This window comes from Micromonospora sp. CA-111912 (genome assembly GCF_050948415.1).
GTDB lineage: Bacteria > Actinomycetota > Actinomycetes > Mycobacteriales > Micromonosporaceae > Micromonospora.
In genome coordinates, this window is record NZ_CP192007.1 from 5,878,709 (window position 1) to 5,892,747 (window position 14,039).

General features: G+C 73.8%; 17 protein-coding genes and 1 pseudogene. 6 read left to right on the top strand and 12 right to left on the bottom strand.

The window, feature by feature from the left end:
* Nucleotides 1-69 precede the first annotated feature (69 nt).
* The 4 genes and pseudogenes from ACQPZO_RS24530 to ACQPZO_RS24545 form a co-directional block, all read right to left on the bottom strand.
* Nucleotides 70-1,650 carry an ATP-dependent DNA ligase gene (locus ACQPZO_RS24530; RefSeq protein ID WP_433344273.1) on the bottom strand — a complete coding sequence of 527 codons (1,581 nt, stop codon included), beginning with the start codon at nt 1,648-1,650 and terminating at the stop codon, nt 70-72.
* Between the two features lie 132 nt (nt 1,651-1,782).
* Nucleotides 1,783-1,989 carry a hypothetical protein gene (locus ACQPZO_RS24535; RefSeq protein ID WP_350886162.1) on the bottom strand — a complete coding sequence of 69 codons (207 nt, stop codon included), beginning with the start codon at nt 1,987-1,989 and terminating at the stop codon, nt 1,783-1,785.
* A 77-nt stretch (nt 1,990-2,066) separates the two neighbouring features.
* On the bottom strand, nt 2,067-3,419 hold the full coding sequence (locus ACQPZO_RS24540) for a dipeptidase (RefSeq protein ID WP_433351227.1): 1,353 nt from the start codon (nt 3,417-3,419) through the stop codon (nt 2,067-2,069).
* Nucleotides 3,412-4,136, bottom strand: a pseudogene (locus ACQPZO_RS24545) (hypothetical protein); the annotation flags it as partial. The gene ACQPZO_RS24540 and the pseudogene ACQPZO_RS24545, both read right to left, overlap by 8 nt.
* 89 nt (nt 4,137-4,225) lie before the next feature.
* On the opposite strand from ACQPZO_RS24545, the gene ACQPZO_RS24550 reads away from it, so the two are divergent.
* On the top strand, nt 4,226-4,627 hold the full coding sequence (locus ACQPZO_RS24550; protein ID WP_433351228.1) for a rhodanese-like domain-containing protein: 402 nt from the start codon (nt 4,226-4,228) through the stop codon (nt 4,625-4,627).
* A gap of 22 nt (nt 4,628-4,649) precedes the next feature.
* Here ACQPZO_RS24550 and ACQPZO_RS24555 read toward each other — a convergent pair whose 3' ends face one another.
* From ACQPZO_RS24555 to ACQPZO_RS24580, 6 genes are all read right to left on the bottom strand, one after another.
* On the bottom strand, nt 4,650-5,711 hold the full coding sequence (locus tag ACQPZO_RS24555; RefSeq protein WP_433344274.1) for a hypothetical protein: 1,062 nt from the start codon (nt 5,709-5,711) through the stop codon (nt 4,650-4,652).
* A 124-nt stretch (nt 5,712-5,835) separates the two neighbouring features.
* Complete coding sequence (locus ACQPZO_RS24560; RefSeq protein ID WP_433344276.1) at nt 5,836-7,380, bottom strand: cobyric acid synthase; 1,545 nt, start codon at nt 7,378-7,380, stop codon at nt 5,836-5,838.
* Nucleotides 7,377-8,396, bottom strand: a complete 1,020-nt coding sequence (locus ACQPZO_RS24565) for a cobalamin biosynthesis protein (RefSeq protein ID WP_433344278.1) — start codon at nt 8,394-8,396, stop codon at nt 7,377-7,379. The genes ACQPZO_RS24560 and ACQPZO_RS24565 overlap by 4 nt, the downstream gene beginning before the upstream one ends.
* 182 nt (nt 8,397-8,578) lie before the next feature.
* Entirely contained in the window at nt 8,579-8,929 is a 351-nt protein-coding gene (locus ACQPZO_RS24570) for a VOC family protein (protein WP_433344280.1), read from the bottom strand.
* Between the two features lie 112 nt (nt 8,930-9,041).
* Entirely contained in the window at nt 9,042-9,236 is a 195-nt protein-coding gene (locus ACQPZO_RS24575) for a DUF397 domain-containing protein (protein WP_433344282.1), read from the bottom strand.
* Nucleotides 9,227-10,024, bottom strand: coding sequence for a helix-turn-helix domain-containing protein (locus tag ACQPZO_RS24580; protein WP_433344283.1), 798 nt, complete (start codon nt 10,022-10,024; stop codon nt 9,227-9,229). The genes ACQPZO_RS24575 and ACQPZO_RS24580 overlap by 10 nt, the downstream gene beginning before the upstream one ends.
* A gap of 418 nt (nt 10,025-10,442) precedes the next feature.
* Here ACQPZO_RS24580 and ACQPZO_RS24585 point away from each other — a divergent pair, with 418 nt between their 5' ends.
* The 3 genes from ACQPZO_RS24585 to ACQPZO_RS24595 are packed head-to-tail and all read left to right on the top strand — an operon-like array spanning nt 10,443 to nt 11,106.
* Complete coding sequence (locus ACQPZO_RS24585) at nt 10,443-10,568, top strand: hypothetical protein (protein WP_433344284.1); 126 nt, start codon at nt 10,443-10,445, stop codon at nt 10,566-10,568.
* Complete coding sequence (locus ACQPZO_RS24590; protein ID WP_405105213.1) at nt 10,568-10,855, top strand: hypothetical protein; 288 nt, start codon at nt 10,568-10,570, stop codon at nt 10,853-10,855. The genes ACQPZO_RS24585 and ACQPZO_RS24590 overlap by 1 nt, the downstream gene beginning before the upstream one ends.
* Nucleotides 10,855-11,106: a flavin reductase gene (locus ACQPZO_RS24595; protein ID WP_396669971.1), complete on the top strand. Its 252-nt coding sequence runs from the start codon at nt 10,855-10,857 to the stop codon at nt 11,104-11,106. The genes ACQPZO_RS24590 and ACQPZO_RS24595 overlap by 1 nt, the downstream gene beginning before the upstream one ends.
* Before the next feature lie 146 nt (nt 11,107-11,252).
* Here the strand turns inward: ACQPZO_RS24595 and ssb are convergent, their stop codons facing one another.
* Both ssb and ACQPZO_RS24605 read right to left on the bottom strand, forming a co-directional pair.
* Nucleotides 11,253-12,080 (bottom strand): single-stranded DNA-binding protein, encoded by an 828-nt coding sequence (ssb, locus tag ACQPZO_RS24600; protein WP_433344287.1) that lies wholly within the window; start codon nt 12,078-12,080, stop codon nt 11,253-11,255.
* A 162-nt stretch (nt 12,081-12,242) separates the two neighbouring features.
* On the bottom strand, nt 12,243-12,734 hold the full coding sequence (locus ACQPZO_RS24605) for an FBP domain-containing protein (RefSeq protein WP_433344288.1): 492 nt from the start codon (nt 12,732-12,734) through the stop codon (nt 12,243-12,245).
* Nucleotides 12,735-12,808: 74 nt separating this feature from the next.
* Between ACQPZO_RS24605 and ACQPZO_RS24610 the strand changes: the two genes are divergently transcribed.
* On the top strand, nt 12,809-13,432 hold the full coding sequence (locus ACQPZO_RS24610; RefSeq protein ID WP_433344290.1) for a TetR/AcrR family transcriptional regulator: 624 nt from the start codon (nt 12,809-12,811) through the stop codon (nt 13,430-13,432).
* A 147-nt stretch (nt 13,433-13,579) separates the two neighbouring features.
* Nucleotides 13,580-14,005 (top strand): HPF/RaiA family ribosome-associated protein, encoded by a 426-nt coding sequence (locus ACQPZO_RS24615; RefSeq protein WP_433344292.1) that lies wholly within the window; start codon nt 13,580-13,582, stop codon nt 14,003-14,005.
* Nucleotides 14,006-14,039: the final 34 nt, after the last annotated feature.

Genomic DNA, 14,039 nt, shown 5'->3' on the forward strand with positions numbered 1-14,039 from the left:
CCGACGCCGCCGCCCCGGGGGCCTCCGTCGCCCGACAGCGCCCCGTCGCCGGGGTGGCCCCGGGGCCGGTCAGGGGCGGCGGCCGGCGTGGATGGCCCGGACCGAGTCGATCGTGTCCGCCTCGGCGGCAGTCTTGTCGCTGCGGTAGCGGACCACGCGGGCGAAGCGCAGCGCCATCCCGCCCGGGTAGCGGGAGCTGGCCTGCACGCCGTCGAAGGCGATCTCCACGACCTGCTCGGGGCGGACCCGGACCACCCAGTCGCCCCGCTCCACGGCGAGGGCGAGGAACCGCTCGGTCTGCCAGCGCAGCACCTCGTCGGTGAGCCCTTTGAACGTCTTGCCGAGCATGACGAACTCGCCGCTGCCCGGGTCCCGCGCGCCGAGGTGCAGGTTCGACAGCCACCCGCTGCGCCGGCCGCTGCCCCACTCCACCGCGAGCACCACCAGGTCGAGGGTGTGCCGGGGTTTCACCTTCACCCAGGCCGCGCCGCGCCGCCCGGCGTCGTAGGGGGCGTCGAGGGACTTGACCACCACCCCCTCCTGGCCGGCGTCCAAAGCGGCGGCGAAGGCCTCCCCGGCCGGCTCCGGGCCGTCGACCTCCACCCGCCCGACCAGCAACGTCGGGTCGACGGCCCCGGCCAGCGCCGCCCACCGCTCCCGGCCGGGCCGGTCGACCAGGTCCTCCCCGTCGAGGTGCAGCAGGTCGAAGAAGTACGGCGTCAGCACCGCCTCGCCGGTGGTCCCCTCGGCGGCGAGGACCGCCGGTGCGACCGGGGCGGGGCCGGTGTTGCTCGGCGTGGTGCGGCGGGCGGCCCGGCTGGACGTCTGCTGGAACGGCAGCGGCCGGCCGGTGGCGTCCAGCCCGATCGCCTCGCCGTCGAGCACCAACTGCCGGGCGGGCAACGCCCGGACGGCGGCGACCACCTCGGGCACCCGGGCGGTGATCTCGTCCAGGCTCCGGGTGAAGACGGCGATGTCGGAGCCGGCGCGGTGCACCTGGATGCGGATGCCGTCGAGCTTCACGTCGACCACGGCGGGGACGCCGGTCGCGGCCAGCGCCTCGTCGACCGAGGGGGCGCTCTGCGCCAGCATCGGGGCGAGCGGGCGGCCGACCTGGAGCCCGAAGTCGGCCAGCGCGACGGCACCGCCGCTCAGGGCGGCCACCGCGACCGCGCGCAGGTCACCAGCGAGCAGCAGGGCCCGGCGGACAGTGCCGATCGGCACGTCGGCGGACCGGGCGACCGCGTCGGCGAGCAGCCCGGCCTGTGCGCCCTGGCGCAGCTCGCCGCTGAACAACCCGCGCAGCATGCGCTGCTCGTCGGCGGTGGCCGCGGCGAAGAGTGCGTCGAGCAGCGCCCGGCGCCGGGCCTGGGAGCCGGGGCCGCGCACCGCCGCGATCTCGTCGACTGCGGCGTCGACCGCGGCGACGGTCAGGGTCGGCTCGGCGGCCGGTGGAGGCAGGTCGCGCAGGCCGGCCCAGCCGACACCGGTCTGACGTTGTCGCAGTTCGCCGGCGAGCCAGCCCGCCCCCGCCGGAACCTCGGCCGGGTCGAGCGCCTTCAGGGCGGCGACGAGCAACTCCACCTTGGCCCGCCGGCCGCTGGTGGCACCCACGGCGGCGGAGGTGGCCGCCAGGTCGAGGAACCGCACGCTCCCATCCTGCCAGCCACCCCCGACACCGCTGGGGATACGCGGCGGCGGCCGGAAGTTGCCGCTTCCGGCCGCCCAGCCGCCCCCCGACGCCGGGCCACTCCCCCCAGACCAGCCCGGCGACGACCTTGATCAGGCCGGAACGGGCTCCTCGATGCGCAGGCCGCGGGCGCGCACCTCGTCGGCGACCCGGGAGAGCACCGCGTCGAGCGCGACCAGGGCGGTGGAGAGATCACCGATCCGTTCCTTGAGCGTGTCCTCGGGCCACGCGGAGACGTCGATGTCCCCCAGAGCGCTGACGGCGGCCTCAAGCCGGGCCATCACCTCGTTCGTACTCATGTTCGAAACGCTATAACAGGCCAGCTCCCGACACGCCGAAAACGCCCGCCCGAACCGGGGCGTTACCGTTTCGTCACCTAACTCCGGTTCGTGCCGGCGGCGGCCACCTTGGCCAGCAGCAACGCCTCGGCCCCGCAGACCCGGGCGAACTCGCCGAGGTGCAGGCTCTCGTTCGGCCCGTGCGCCCGGGAGTGCGGGTCCTCGACGCCGGTCACCAGGATCGTGGCCTGCGGGAACATCTCCTGGAAGGTGGCGATGAACGGGATCGAGCCACCGATGCCGACGTCCACCGGCTCGGTGCCGTCCCAGGCGGTACGGAAGGCGTCCCGCGCCGCGTCGAACATCGGCCCGGACGCGTCGATGACGCACGGATCGCCATCGTGCTCGAACGTCACCGTCACCTGGGCGCCCCACGGCGCGTGCTCGGCGAGGTGCTCCTGGAGCGCCGCGTACGCCCGCTTCGGTTCGTCGCCCGGCGCCAGCCGCAGGCTCAGCTTGGCCTTGGCAGCCGGTACCAGCGCGTTCGGGGCCTCACCGGTGGCCGGGGCGTCGATGCCCAGCACCGCGAGCGCCGGCTTGGTCCAGATGCGGTCGGTGATCCGGCCCGTGCCGATGAACGACACCCCCTCGGCCAGCCCGGCCTCGACCCGGAACCGGTCCTCCGGGTAGTCGACGGAGGCGCCCTCCCGGGCGGCCAGCCCGGCCACGGCCACGTCCCCGGCGTCGTCGTGCAGGGTGGCCAGCAGCCGCACCAGCGCGGTCAGCGCGTCCGGCACCGCGCCGCCGTACATGCCGCTGTGCACGGCGTGGTCCAGGGTGCGGACCTCGACGAAGCAGTTCACGATGCCGCGCAGCGAGGTGGTCAGCGCCGGCACGCCGACGTCCCAGTTCATCGAGTCGGCGATCACGATGACGTCGGAGGCGAGCTCGTTGCGGTGCTCGGCGAGCAGCCGTTCCAGCGAGTCCGAGCCGTACTCCTCCTCGCCCTCGATGAAGAGGACCACGCCGACCGGGAGCCGGTCGCCGAACGCGCGCAGCGCCGCGACGTGCGCCATGATCCCGGCCTTGTCGTCGGCGGCACCCCGGCCGTAGAGGCGGCCGTCTCGCTCGACCGGCTCGAACGGGTCGGACTCCCACAGCGACAGGTCGCCGACCGGCTGCACGTCGTGATGGGCGTAGAGCAGCACGGTCGGCGCGCCGGGCGGGGCGGCCCTCGTCCCGATCACCGCGGGCTGCCCGCCCGAGCGCACGATCCGCACGTCGAGGCCGCAGCCGCGCAGCAGCTCCGCCACGGCCTCGGCCGAGCGTTCCACGTGCGAGTGGTCGAAGCCCTCGAAGGCGATGCCGGGAATACGGACGAGTCGTTCCAGGTCGGCGCGGACGCCGGGCAGTTCCCGCTCGACGGCGGCCCGCACCTCGGCGTCGGACATGATCGGTGATGTCATGACCGGCATCGTATGCCGGCCTTACCTCCACCGGCCGCCCCCGGCCGGGAGGCGGACGTACTCCCGGGCGGGATCGTGCGGCACCGCCGGGGCGCCGTCGACGATCAGGTCCACCGCGTCGGCCGTGGCGTCGGCGGCGAAGTGCGCCCGCTCGCCGGCGTGCCAGCGGCGCAGCTCCGGCAGGATCCCCGGCCCGTCCCGGGCCACCGCCCGGGTCAGCCGCAGCTCGTCGGGCGCGGCGACCAGGACCGACAGCGTCAGCTCGGGCCGGACCGCGGCCCGCGCCGAGCTGACCCCCTCGACGAGCACCACGGGGGCGGGCGGCACCGGCACCTCGCGGGGCAGGAAGGACCTGCGTACCCAGCTGTACCGCTGGTACCCGCCCGGCCGGCCGGCGCGCAGCGGCGCGAGCACCCGCGCCTCCAGCCGGGGCCAGAAGGTGAGCTGGTCGTCCCAGCCGTCGAGCAGGTCGTCGGTGTGCACCACCGGCGGTCGCCCGCCGCCGGGCAGCGCGGCGAGGGCGTCCGCGAGGCGCGCGGCGAAGAGGCTCTTCCCCGCGCCGCTGCGCCCGTCGACCGCCACCAGTCGGGTACGCCCCAACCGCGCCGGCCCGGCCAGCACCCGCCGGCCCAGTTCGGCGTACGTCTCGACGACCGGAACCACCACGGGCCCGACGCTAGCGGTCCGGGGCCCTCCGCCCACGGCGGGTACGTCGTCCGGTCGAACCGAGGCCGTTTCACCGCACGGACCACCCGGGCGGCGGGCATGCTCGTGCCGTGCGCCACAACGTGATGAGCCCGGGCGTCGACGCCCTGCTGGAACAGGCCCGCTCAGGGGTCCGCCGGCTGACCCCGCACGAGACCGTCGAGGCGGTACGCCTCGGCGCGCTGCTCGTCGACACCCGAACCGAGGCGCAGCGCCGGGAACAGGGTGAGCTGCCCAGCGCGGTCGTCATCGACCGGACGGTGCTGGAGTGGCGGCTGGACCCGGCCAGCGACTGGCACGTCCCCGAGGCCACCGGGTACGACCGGGAGATCGTGCTGGTGTGCCGGCAGGGCTACAGCTCCAGCCTGGCCGTGGCCAGCCTGCGGACGCTCGGCCTGCACCGCGCCACCGACATGGTCGGCGGGGTGCAGGCGTGGCGGGAGGCGGGACTGCCGATGTCCGACCGCCCCGCCGACGTCCGTTACTGATCCGGCCCTCGAAAGCCGATGGTCAGGCGGGCTCGGCCACCCGGGTCAGCCAGTCGGCCGCCTCGGTCGGAGCGAGCGTCTCCTCCACGGTCAGCGCCGCGGACATCAGCGGGAACCGCCGGATGTTGTTCCAGCTCCGCTGGTACGGCGGCGGGTCCAGGACTACGACGCGGGCGTCGTCGAAGAGCGGGATGTCCGCCGGCGCGCCCTCGTTCCAGATCCACTTGCCGTGCCCGTCGACCAGGTTGAAGCTGCCGACGACCGTGCCGCCGAACCGGTCCTCGGGGGCGTCGGTGGCCACCTCGACCCAGGACGGGTCGACGGTCAACCCTTCGATCAGCCCCCGCTCGGCCGGCCCGGCGAGCGCTCCCGCCAGCAGGGTGTGCAGCTGGAAGTTGTCGGCGACGCCGTCGATGGTGACCCGCCATCCCCGGCCCGTCGCCCGGTGCAGCACGAGCAGCCGCTCGCCGTCGAGCACCCGCAGCAGCCCGAGGACGCACTCCAGGTCGGGCCGCTCGCCGGCCAGCTCCGCCCCGACCGCGCGCAGCCGCTCCCGGTGCGGGAACGTGGCCCGCACGGCGGCGGACTGCTGCAACAGGGTGATCGCGGGCATGGCCCAGGTGCCGGCCGCGTACCAGCCCTGGACCGCGTCGGAGGCGGCCTGCTCGTCGCCGTACGCCTCGGTCAGCACGCCGATCGCCGTGTCCGTGGTGCCGGGGTCCTCGGGGTCGGGCAGCGCGTCGTCGCCGCGTACCCGCTGCCAGCCGGACCGGAACCGGTGCGCGGCGGCGAGGGCGGCGGCGAACCCGTCGGCCACCGGGGTGACCAGCGGGTCGGGGCGGGCGCCCAGCTCGACCAGCGCACCGCAGAGGACGGAGAACTGACCCCCGGCCCTCGGGCCGAGCTGCGGCAGCAGCGCCACGCAGCGGGGCAGGACCGCGTCCAGTTCCGCGACGGACGCCTGCTGCGCCACCTCCCAGACCCTCGGCACGGCCCTGGTCATGGCGGTGCCGTCGCGCCCCCGTACGGCCGCCTCGACGGCGGCGATCCGGTCCGCCAGCTTCCCCCTGCGATTGAAGATCATCGGCGCAGCCTAGCGAGCGCGCCCGCCCGTCACGGCGCTCCGCCGAGCCCGTGATCGACGCGGGGTGGCCGGCCTGCAACTGTCCGGAAATGTGCGACACGTCACTGTCGACGGGCGGGGTCGGTCAGCCGGGCGCGCCGGGCGGGATGAACGGCAGCCCGGCGGGCGGGCCGGACTCGATCAGCCGCCACAGGGCGTCGGTGTCCAGGTGCTCCTCGACCAGGTCGCCGAGCAGGTCCAGGGACCGCTCGCGGGCGGCGGCGAACGCGTTGTCCGGGGCGACCCGGAAGCCGGTACGGCCGGCGAGCCGGGCCGCCTCGGTGAGGAACCGTCGGCGGAACGCGTCGGACTCGAAGGCCCCGTGCCAGTGGGTGCCGCACACCGCGCCGAGCACCGCCCCCTCGCCGGCACCGTCCGCGTACGTCAGCAGGGGCGGCAGCGCCGGGTCGGCCGACGAGACGTACCCGTGGTGGATCTCGTACCCCCGGACCGGGACGCCCGGGTCGGCGGCGGCGGTGCCGGCCGAAGCCCGGACGGTCTTGCGCTTCTCGAAGGTGACCTCGACGGGCAGCAGACCCAGCCCCGGGACGCTGCCAGCGCGGCTCTCCACCGCGTCGTGCACGGCCCGGCCGAGCATCTGGAAGCCGCCGCAGATGCCCAGCAGCGGCTTGCCGGCCGCCGCGTGGGCGAGCACGGCGTCGGCCAGCCCGGTCTCACGCAGCCAGGCCAGGTCGGCCACGGTGGACTTGGAGCCGGGCAGCACGACCAGGTCGGCGGCGGCCAGCTCGGCGGGCTCCACGGTCAGCCGGACCCGGACGCCGGGCTCGGTGGCCAGCGCCTCGACGTCGGTGGCGTTGCTGATCCGGGGCAGCCGGACCACGGCCACGTCCAGCCAGTCGGTGCCGCGCGGGGCCGCCGGCCGGCCGAGCACCCGGCCGTACGCGAGGGAGTCCTCGGCGTCGAGCCACAGGTCGAGGTGCCAGGGCAGCACCCCGTACGCGGGGCGGCCGGTGACCCGGTGCAGCATGTCCAGCCCCGGCTGGAGCAGGCCGAGGTCGCCCCGGAACTTGTTGATCACGAAGCCGGCGATCAGCGCCTGGTCGGCCGGGTCGAGCAGGGCGACCGTGCCGAACATGGAGGCGAACACCCCACCCCGGTCGATGTCCCCGACCACGATCGTGGGCAGGTCGGCGTGCCGGGCCAGCCCCATGTTCACGTAGTCGCCGGCCCGCAGGTTGATCTCCGCCGGGCTGCCGGCCCCCTCGCAGACCACCACCTCGTACGCCTCGCGCAGCTCGGCGAGCGCGGCGAACGCCGCCTCGGCGAGCCGGGGCCGCAGGGCGTGGTAATTGCCGGCGGTGACCGTGTCGACGGCCTCGCCGAGCAGCACCACCTGGCTGGACCGGTCGCTGCCCGGCTTGAGCAGCACCGGATTGAACCGCAGGTCGGGGGCGATCCCGCTGGCTGCCGCCTGCATCGCCTGGGCCCGGCCGATCTCGCCACCCCGGCCGTCCGGGCCGACCACCACCGCCGAGTTGTTCGACATGTTCTGCGCCTTGAACGGCGCGACCCGGACCCCGCGCCGGTGCAGCCAGCGGCAGATGCCGGCGGTGAGCACGCTCTTGCCCGCGTCGGAGGTGGTCCCCGCGACCAGCAGCCCCCCGCTCACCGGCCCGCCCCCGTCCCGCGCGCCCGGGCGGCCACGGCCCGCCGGGCCGCCCGCGCCAACACGCCGGCCAGCCGGCCGGCGGTGACCGGGTACGCGGCGGCCACGCCGAGCGCGACCAGCCCTACCGCGCCCGAGATCCGCGCCGCCCGCTTCAGGTGCCGCGCCTCCGGGCGGGGCCCGTCGCCCAGGTACGGGCGCACCTCCGACCGCCCGAAGTAGATGTTGCGCCCGCCGAGCCGCACGCCGAGCGCCCCGGCCATCGCCGCCTCGCACTGCCCGGCGTTCGGGCTGGGATGGCCGTTGCGGTCCCGCAGCCAGACCCGCCACGCCCGGCCCCGGTCGCCGTGCGCGGTCGGGGCGACCGCGATCGTGAGCAGCCCGGTCAGCCTGGCCGGGGCGAGATTGAGCACGTCGTCGAGGCGGGCCGCCGGGGTGCCGAACCGGGCGTACCGGGGCGACCGGTGGCCGACCATCGCGTCGAGCGTGTTGGCCGCGCGGTAGCCGAGCAGGCCGGGCAGGCCGGCGACCGCCCCCCACAGCAGCGGCGCCACCACCGCGTCGGAGGTGTTCTCGGCGACCGACTCGACGGTGGCGCGGGCCAGCTCCGGCTCGTCGAGCGTCGACGGGTCCCGCCCGCACAGGTGCCCCAGGCGGCGGCGGGCCTTCGGCAGATCCCCGCCGCGCAATGCCCGGCCCATCACCTTCGCCTCGTGGCGCAGCGTGCGCCCGCCGAGCACGGTCCAGGTCGCGGCGGCCATCAGCACGGCCCGGCCGACCGGCCGGTGCCGGGTGGCCACCGTCGCCGCCGCGCCGACCAGCACCGGCACCCCGACGGCGAGCGCGGTGAACACCACCCCGGCGGTACGGTCCGGCCGGTACACGCGCTGTTCCAGCGCCCCGGCGGCCCGGCCGAAGCCGGCCACGGGATGCCACCGCCGGGGATCGCCGAGGAGGGAGTCCAGGGCGTACCCCGCCACCAGACCTGCCGCGTTAGCCACGGCGACCGACTGCCGCACCTGCCACCACCTCCGGCCGGCCAGCCTAGCCGCGGTGCTTGACGGGAACCCGGCACTGGTCGGATTTCCCACGCGCAGCGCCTCCCCCGGGGCGGGGCCACGTCCGCTTTGCCGACCTCACGTTTGTCGACCTCACGCCCGCGTCCAGGTCGGGTCACCTGATCGACCGCCACGGCCGGCCGTCACGGGTAACTGATCAGCTCCAGCAACGATCCGTCGGGATCGCGGAAGTAGACGCTCCTGCCGTGGCCGCGCCCGCCGTCGCGGTCGACCGGCCCAGCCGTCACGTCGACGCCGTGCCGCCGGAGATGGTCGAGAATCTCGTCCACCGTCCCGGGCCAGGAGAAACAGAGGTCGCTGCCGCCGGGCGCGACAGGAAGACGGGCGACCAGCGCCCCGACGTCCAGGCCGGGGCCGTGGACATTGAGCTGCTGGTCGCCGAACCGGTACGCGACCCGGCCGCCGGGATGCCCGACGACCTCGGCACCGAGCACGTCCCGGTAGAAGGCCGCCGACCTGTCCCAGTCACTCACCGCGAGCACACAATGATCGAGCCTGATTTCCCCACGCACAGCCCGAACGCTAACAACGCGGCAGGTCCCGTGCGCTCGGTCGCCGGTACGGCGGGGGTCGAGTTTCCGCCGGTCAGGCCCGCTCGGCGACCCGGGCGACGAAGGCTCCCCAGGATTCGCGGGAGAACGCCAGGACCGGCCCGCCTCCGTTGTCCTTCGTGTCGCGGACGTAGACCGCCGCCACGAGGTTGTCGGCGACCTCCACGCAAGCCCCCTGGTTGGTGCCACTTCGAGTGCTCTTGCGCCAACGTGCACCGGTCAGGTCCATGACTTCGCCACTTCCAGTATCAGTTCGGTGGACTGTTGAAGGGTAAGCGCTTCGGCGAGCGTGGCTTCCCACTGTTCGCGGACAACCGCGATCTCGGAACTCCGCTCGATCACCTGGCCCTGAAGCCGGTTGTCCAAGTAACAGACGTCGACCAGGCCAGGAAGGGTCGCGATGACGAACGGCCCGTCCAAGCCAGCGTACGCGCCGACCCCGGACGGTACGACGTGGATTCTGACGCGCCGACTGTCCTGGTTGAGGTGCGCCAAGTGGAAGAGTTGCTCCCGCATGACCGCCGCACCGCCGACAGGGCGGCGAAGGACGGCATCGTCCACGATCGCTATGAGCTGCGGCGGGTCTTCACCTGCGAGGATCCCCTGCCTCGCGAGTCGCTTGGCCACTCGGTTTTCCACCTCTTGGGCGCTCAGCCTGCCGTCGCTGGTGAAGACCCCGCGGGCGTACCCCTCGGTCTGGAGGAGTCCCGGAACCCATGCCACCTCGTACCAACGCAGGGCCCGTGCCTGCTGCTCGAAAGTGATCCACTCGCGCAGCCAGAGGGGTGCGGCATCAAGCTCCGACAACCGCTCAAGCAGCCGGGCGAACATGCCACCGGTCTTCAGAGCCTTGTCCACTGCCGCGACATAGTCGTCTGTCGGTGGGCGGGTGCCGGTCTCCACCGCGCTGATGTGAGTGCCTGAGTAGCTGATTGTTTTGCCAAATTCGTCCTGGTTCATGCCGCGCGATGTTCTGGCGTGGCGCAGCTCGTCCAGCAGGATCTCCGCAGCGGTCATGCCCACGTCCCCACGCCTCCCCCAACCTTCCGGCTTCATCCCTCACACGCCCCCACCAGTCGAAACGACCTCCGTCGAAGCCTCTCCAAGGCGGCCGATCACCTTCCGAGATTAGGCGGTCACAGCGCAGAGTTCCATCAGCGGGCCGCTGGCGGAGCGATGGCTATGGCGGCCCTTGACCAGGGCTGCCCCGTCTCCTTCCAGGAACGGGCAACGCTTCCAAACTCGACGGACAGGGAGAGTCATGTCGCACCGAGGAGGACGTCATCGGAACCGGCGGGGCCGGCACTGCGCGTGCCGGGCGTTCCGGGCGCATCGCGCGGCGAAGCCCGAGCGGAAGCCTGGCCAACAGCCGAAGCCGGACCAGCAGCCGAAGCCGGAGCAGCAGCCGAAGCCGGCGCGGTACGACCCTCCCCTTGTGGGGCCGATGATCCCGCCGCTGCGGGTGCCGCGTAACGGCGTGGCGACCCGGGTCCTCCGGGAGCGGGTCGGCGAGTTCCGGACGCTGGGCGAGGGGCTGCGTGGGAACGACGGGTGGCGGTGATGGACGTACGCGAACCGGACCTGGCCGACCACTGCGCTGCCGGGCCCGGCTGGCGGTGCGAGGCGTGCGGCGAGGAGTTCCCGTGTTCGACCTGGCGGGGACTGCCGCTGGACCGGCACCTGCGCGGCGCGCTGCTGTCGTGCTTCACGTTGCTACTCGGCCAGGCGGTCCGGGACCTGCGCGGCCATCCGCACGGCCCGACGCCGCCGCAGATCGTACGACGCTTCCTCTGGTTCATGCCCCTCTCCGACGACGAGGCGCGAGCCGTCGCCCTGCGGGTGCGCTGATGACTCGCGCCACCCGCCCACACCTGCCCGTCCGCCCGGTCTGGCTGTGCCGCCGCTGCGGCCACCCCTGGCCCTGCGGCGACGCCCGGCTCTCTCTGCTGGTCGAGTACCGGGGCAACCGCCTCGGCCTGCTGATCTACCTCGCCGCGCTGAAGCTGGAGGCGGCCGAACACCTGACCCGGCTCAACCCCGACTCACCCCCGGGCAACCTCACCGACCGCTTCCTGTCCTGGGCGCGGGCACGCGGGTAGCCCACCGTCGGCCGCCCGCCCCGGTACCGTCTCCTTCCCCCGTGGGAGAACCGGAACCGGGGCGGGCCTCTCCTCGGCGGCGAATCGGGACGGACGACGCTCGACGGGCTGCCCCGTGCCAGCCCGTCGCGCGGGTCGGCCGATCGTCAGGCGGACGCCGGGACCCGTCCACGGCCCCGCCGGCCCCGGCGGTCGGGTGTCACCCCGTCCGGCTCGCCGCCGGGCGGTTCCGGGTCGTCGTGACCGCCCTGGGCCGACAGGCCGACCTCACCGGCCCCGACGGGTGCCTCGCCGTCAGGCAGCGGGGACAGGTCGTCCCCGCCGTCTACGCCCAGCTCCGTCAACTCGTCGGCGGCGGCGGGGTCGGCCCGGTCGTCGAAGGGATCTCCCGCCAGGTCCTCGAAGCCGGGGCCGCCGGCCAGGTCCCGCCCCATGTGTGGGGCGTCGAACGAGCCCCGGGCCTGGTCGAAGCCGCCCGGCTCGAAGTCCTCGTCGAAGGGACGGTCGGCCGGCGAGGCGGGCGCCTGCCCCCGCGGGACCCGCTCGGTCGGCTCCCCGTGCACCCGGGTCTCCGCCTCGGCGTCCTCGACGGTGCTGGTGGCCATGGTCGGCCGGTTGCGCAGGAACCGCCCCCGCCCCCGGGCCAGGTCGTGCCCGACCGCGACCGCCTCCAGCTCGTAGAGGGTGCGGTGGTTGCCGGCCTCGTCGGTCCAGTCCCGGGTGTAGAGGCGGCCGGCGACCACGACCGGGTCGCCGACCATCACCGAGGAGGCGACCCCCTCGGCCAGCTTGCGCCAGCAGTTGACGCGGACCCGAAGGCTGTTGCCGTCGACCCACCGGCCGCTGTCCCGGTCGAGCCGGCGGGCGGTGGAGGCGACCTTGAAGTTGGCCACCAACGTGTTGCTCTGGGCGGTGCGCCGCCATTCCGGCGCGGTCAGAACATTACCGACAATTGTGACGTACGTGTCGAACATCGCCCCTCCAGGGAGATCCGGGCTTGCGGTGGTGAGTCGACTCGCCGCCGAGCCTGGCCGCCCCGACACTCCCCCCGCCACCAACAGGGCCCCGACCTGTGGACAACGGAGGGTCCTGTGGACAACAACCTGATCAAGGCCCCGGTGTGCTAGGCCCCGGGGTCAGGCGGTCACCCTGGCGACGAAGGCGGCGATGTTCGCCACGGTCCGCTGGATCTTCTCCTCCACCGTGAGCGACTCCTGGAGCCGCCCACCGACGCCCGCGTCCTTCTTGCCCCGCACGTACAGCGAGCAGGCGAGGTCGCCACAGATGTAGGTGCCCACGGTGTTGCCCTGCTGCCCGGCCTTGCCCGCCTTCGGCGCAACCATCAGCGGGACGCCGCCGCCGTGGGTGGTCAGGCACATGGAGCACATGCCGCGCCGCAACCGCCCGGGGCCGGGGCTGGAGCAGCGCAGCGCGAGGGCCCTCGGGTGGCCGTCCAGCTCGGCGACGAGGTAGCCACGGTCGGGGGCCTGCGGGTCCCGCCAGCCGAGGTAGTCCAGGTCGCCCCAGGGGCGGTCGGCCAGGTCACGCGGGACGTACAGGCTCTTGGTCTGGCCCTTGGTGCAGTTCACGAACGCGCTACGGATCTCTCGCTCGGTCAGGGGCTTCATATAAGACACGCTAATTTGCCTAAATGTATTAGGCAAATGCATGATGGGTGACGGCTACCTGGAGGAGGAGGGGTATGGCACGCGCAGGACTGACCACGGAACGCCTGACCCGGGCGGGGGCGGAGCTGGCAGACGAGGTCGGCTTCGACCACGTGACCGTCTCGGCGCTCGCCCGACGCTTCGAGGTCCGGGTCGCGAGCCTCTACTCGCACCTGAGGAACTCCCAGGACCTGAAGACCCGGATCGCCCTGCTCGCCCTTGAGGAACTCGCCACCCGGGCCGCCGACGCCCTGGCCGGACGGGCCGGCAAGGACGCCCTGACCGCGCTGGCGAACGTCTACCGCGACTACGCCCGGGAGCATCCCGGCCGCTACGCCGCAGCCCAGCTCCGGCTCGACGCGGAAACGGCGGCGGCCAGCGCCGGCGGCCGGCACGCCCAGATGACCCGGGCGATCCTGCGCGGCTACCACCTGACGGAGCCGGACCAGACGCACGCGGTCCGGCTGCTGGGCAGCGTCTTCCACGGGTACGTCAGCCTGGAGATGGGGGGAGGGTTCAGCCACAGCGCCCCCGACACCCAGGAGACCTGGTCACGGGTCTTGGACGCGCTCGACGCCCTGCTGCGCAACTGGCCCGCACCCGCACCGGCCCCGCACTCGAAGGAGACCATAACGGGGGCGTTTCCGGACGGACCGTGACTGGGTACAGCAGTGATCAAGCGAGCACCACCGACGGCACACCCGCCCACAACAGGCGGCATGTCGTCCGATCAGAAGGGCTAGGAAGATGACTTTCTGCCGACTCCGTCCGACCGGTTCCGTCCGCACCGAGGGCGAGGCCCGCCGATGAGCGCCGTGGCGAACCCCGCGACCGTGGATGAGTGTCTGCGGGTCGGTGCCGGGTTCTCCCAGGGCGACCGGAACTGGATCGCCACGCAGTTCGCCACCCTGGACGCCCGGCTGGCCGGCTTCCACGCCGACGCCACCGAGCTGGAGGTGTCGGTGAAGGATCGGGAGGCCCGGGGGCAGAAGGTCACCCTGGAGTGCTGGATCGCCGGTCGACAGAAGATCGTCACCACCTCGTCGGAGGAGGACCTGCACGCCGCGCTCAACGACGTGCGGGACGACCTGCGTCGCCGGCTGAACGATTCCAAGACCAAGCAGGAGCCCCGGCACAACAAGCACCTGCGCGACACCGGTCAGGTTGGGGCGAGCTCGGACGAGTTGGACCTCGACGCCGACGCGCTCCGGGTGAACGCCGAAACGGCCTGATCAGGACCTGAGCAGGACCGGCGGGAGGGTGGGC

What these genes read in the sequence shown, in the direction of transcription:
- ssb (WP_433344287.1), bottom strand. Translation starts at nt 12,080, where the DNA reads ATGTTCGACACGTACGTCACAATTGTCGGTAATGTTCTGACCGCGCCG.
- ACQPZO_RS24540 (WP_433351227.1), bottom strand. Translation starts at nt 3,419, where the DNA reads ATGTCCGACGCCGAGGTGCGGGCCGCCGTCGAGCGGGAACTGCCCGGC.
- ACQPZO_RS24590 (WP_405105213.1), top strand. Translation starts at nt 10,568, where the DNA reads ATGGACGTACGCGAACCGGACCTGGCCGACCACTGCGCTGCCGGGCCC.
- ACQPZO_RS24595 (WP_396669971.1), top strand. Translation starts at nt 10,855, where the DNA reads ATGACTCGCGCCACCCGCCCACACCTGCCCGTCCGCCCGGTCTGGCTG.
- ACQPZO_RS24615 (WP_433344292.1), top strand. Translation starts at nt 13,580, where the DNA reads ATGAGCGCCGTGGCGAACCCCGCGACCGTGGATGAGTGTCTGCGGGTC.
- ACQPZO_RS24575 (WP_433344282.1), bottom strand. Translation starts at nt 9,236, where the DNA reads ATGGACCTGACCGGTGCACGTTGGCGCAAGAGCACTCGAAGTGGCACC.
- ACQPZO_RS24550 (WP_433351228.1), top strand. Translation starts at nt 4,226, where the DNA reads ATGAGCCCGGGCGTCGACGCCCTGCTGGAACAGGCCCGCTCAGGGGTC.
- ACQPZO_RS24555 (WP_433344274.1), bottom strand. Translation starts at nt 5,711, where the DNA reads ATGATCTTCAATCGCAGGGGGAAGCTGGCGGACCGGATCGCCGCCGTC.
- ACQPZO_RS24610 (WP_433344290.1), top strand. Translation starts at nt 12,809, where the DNA reads ATGGCACGCGCAGGACTGACCACGGAACGCCTGACCCGGGCGGGGGCG.
- ACQPZO_RS24605 (WP_433344288.1), bottom strand. Translation starts at nt 12,734, where the DNA reads ATGAAGCCCCTGACCGAGCGAGAGATCCGTAGCGCGTTCGTGAACTGC.
- ACQPZO_RS24535 (WP_350886162.1), bottom strand. Translation starts at nt 1,989, where the DNA reads ATGAGTACGAACGAGGTGATGGCCCGGCTTGAGGCCGCCGTCAGCGCT.
- ACQPZO_RS24580 (WP_433344283.1), bottom strand. Translation starts at nt 10,024, where the DNA reads ATGACCGCTGCGGAGATCCTGCTGGACGAGCTGCGCCACGCCAGAACA.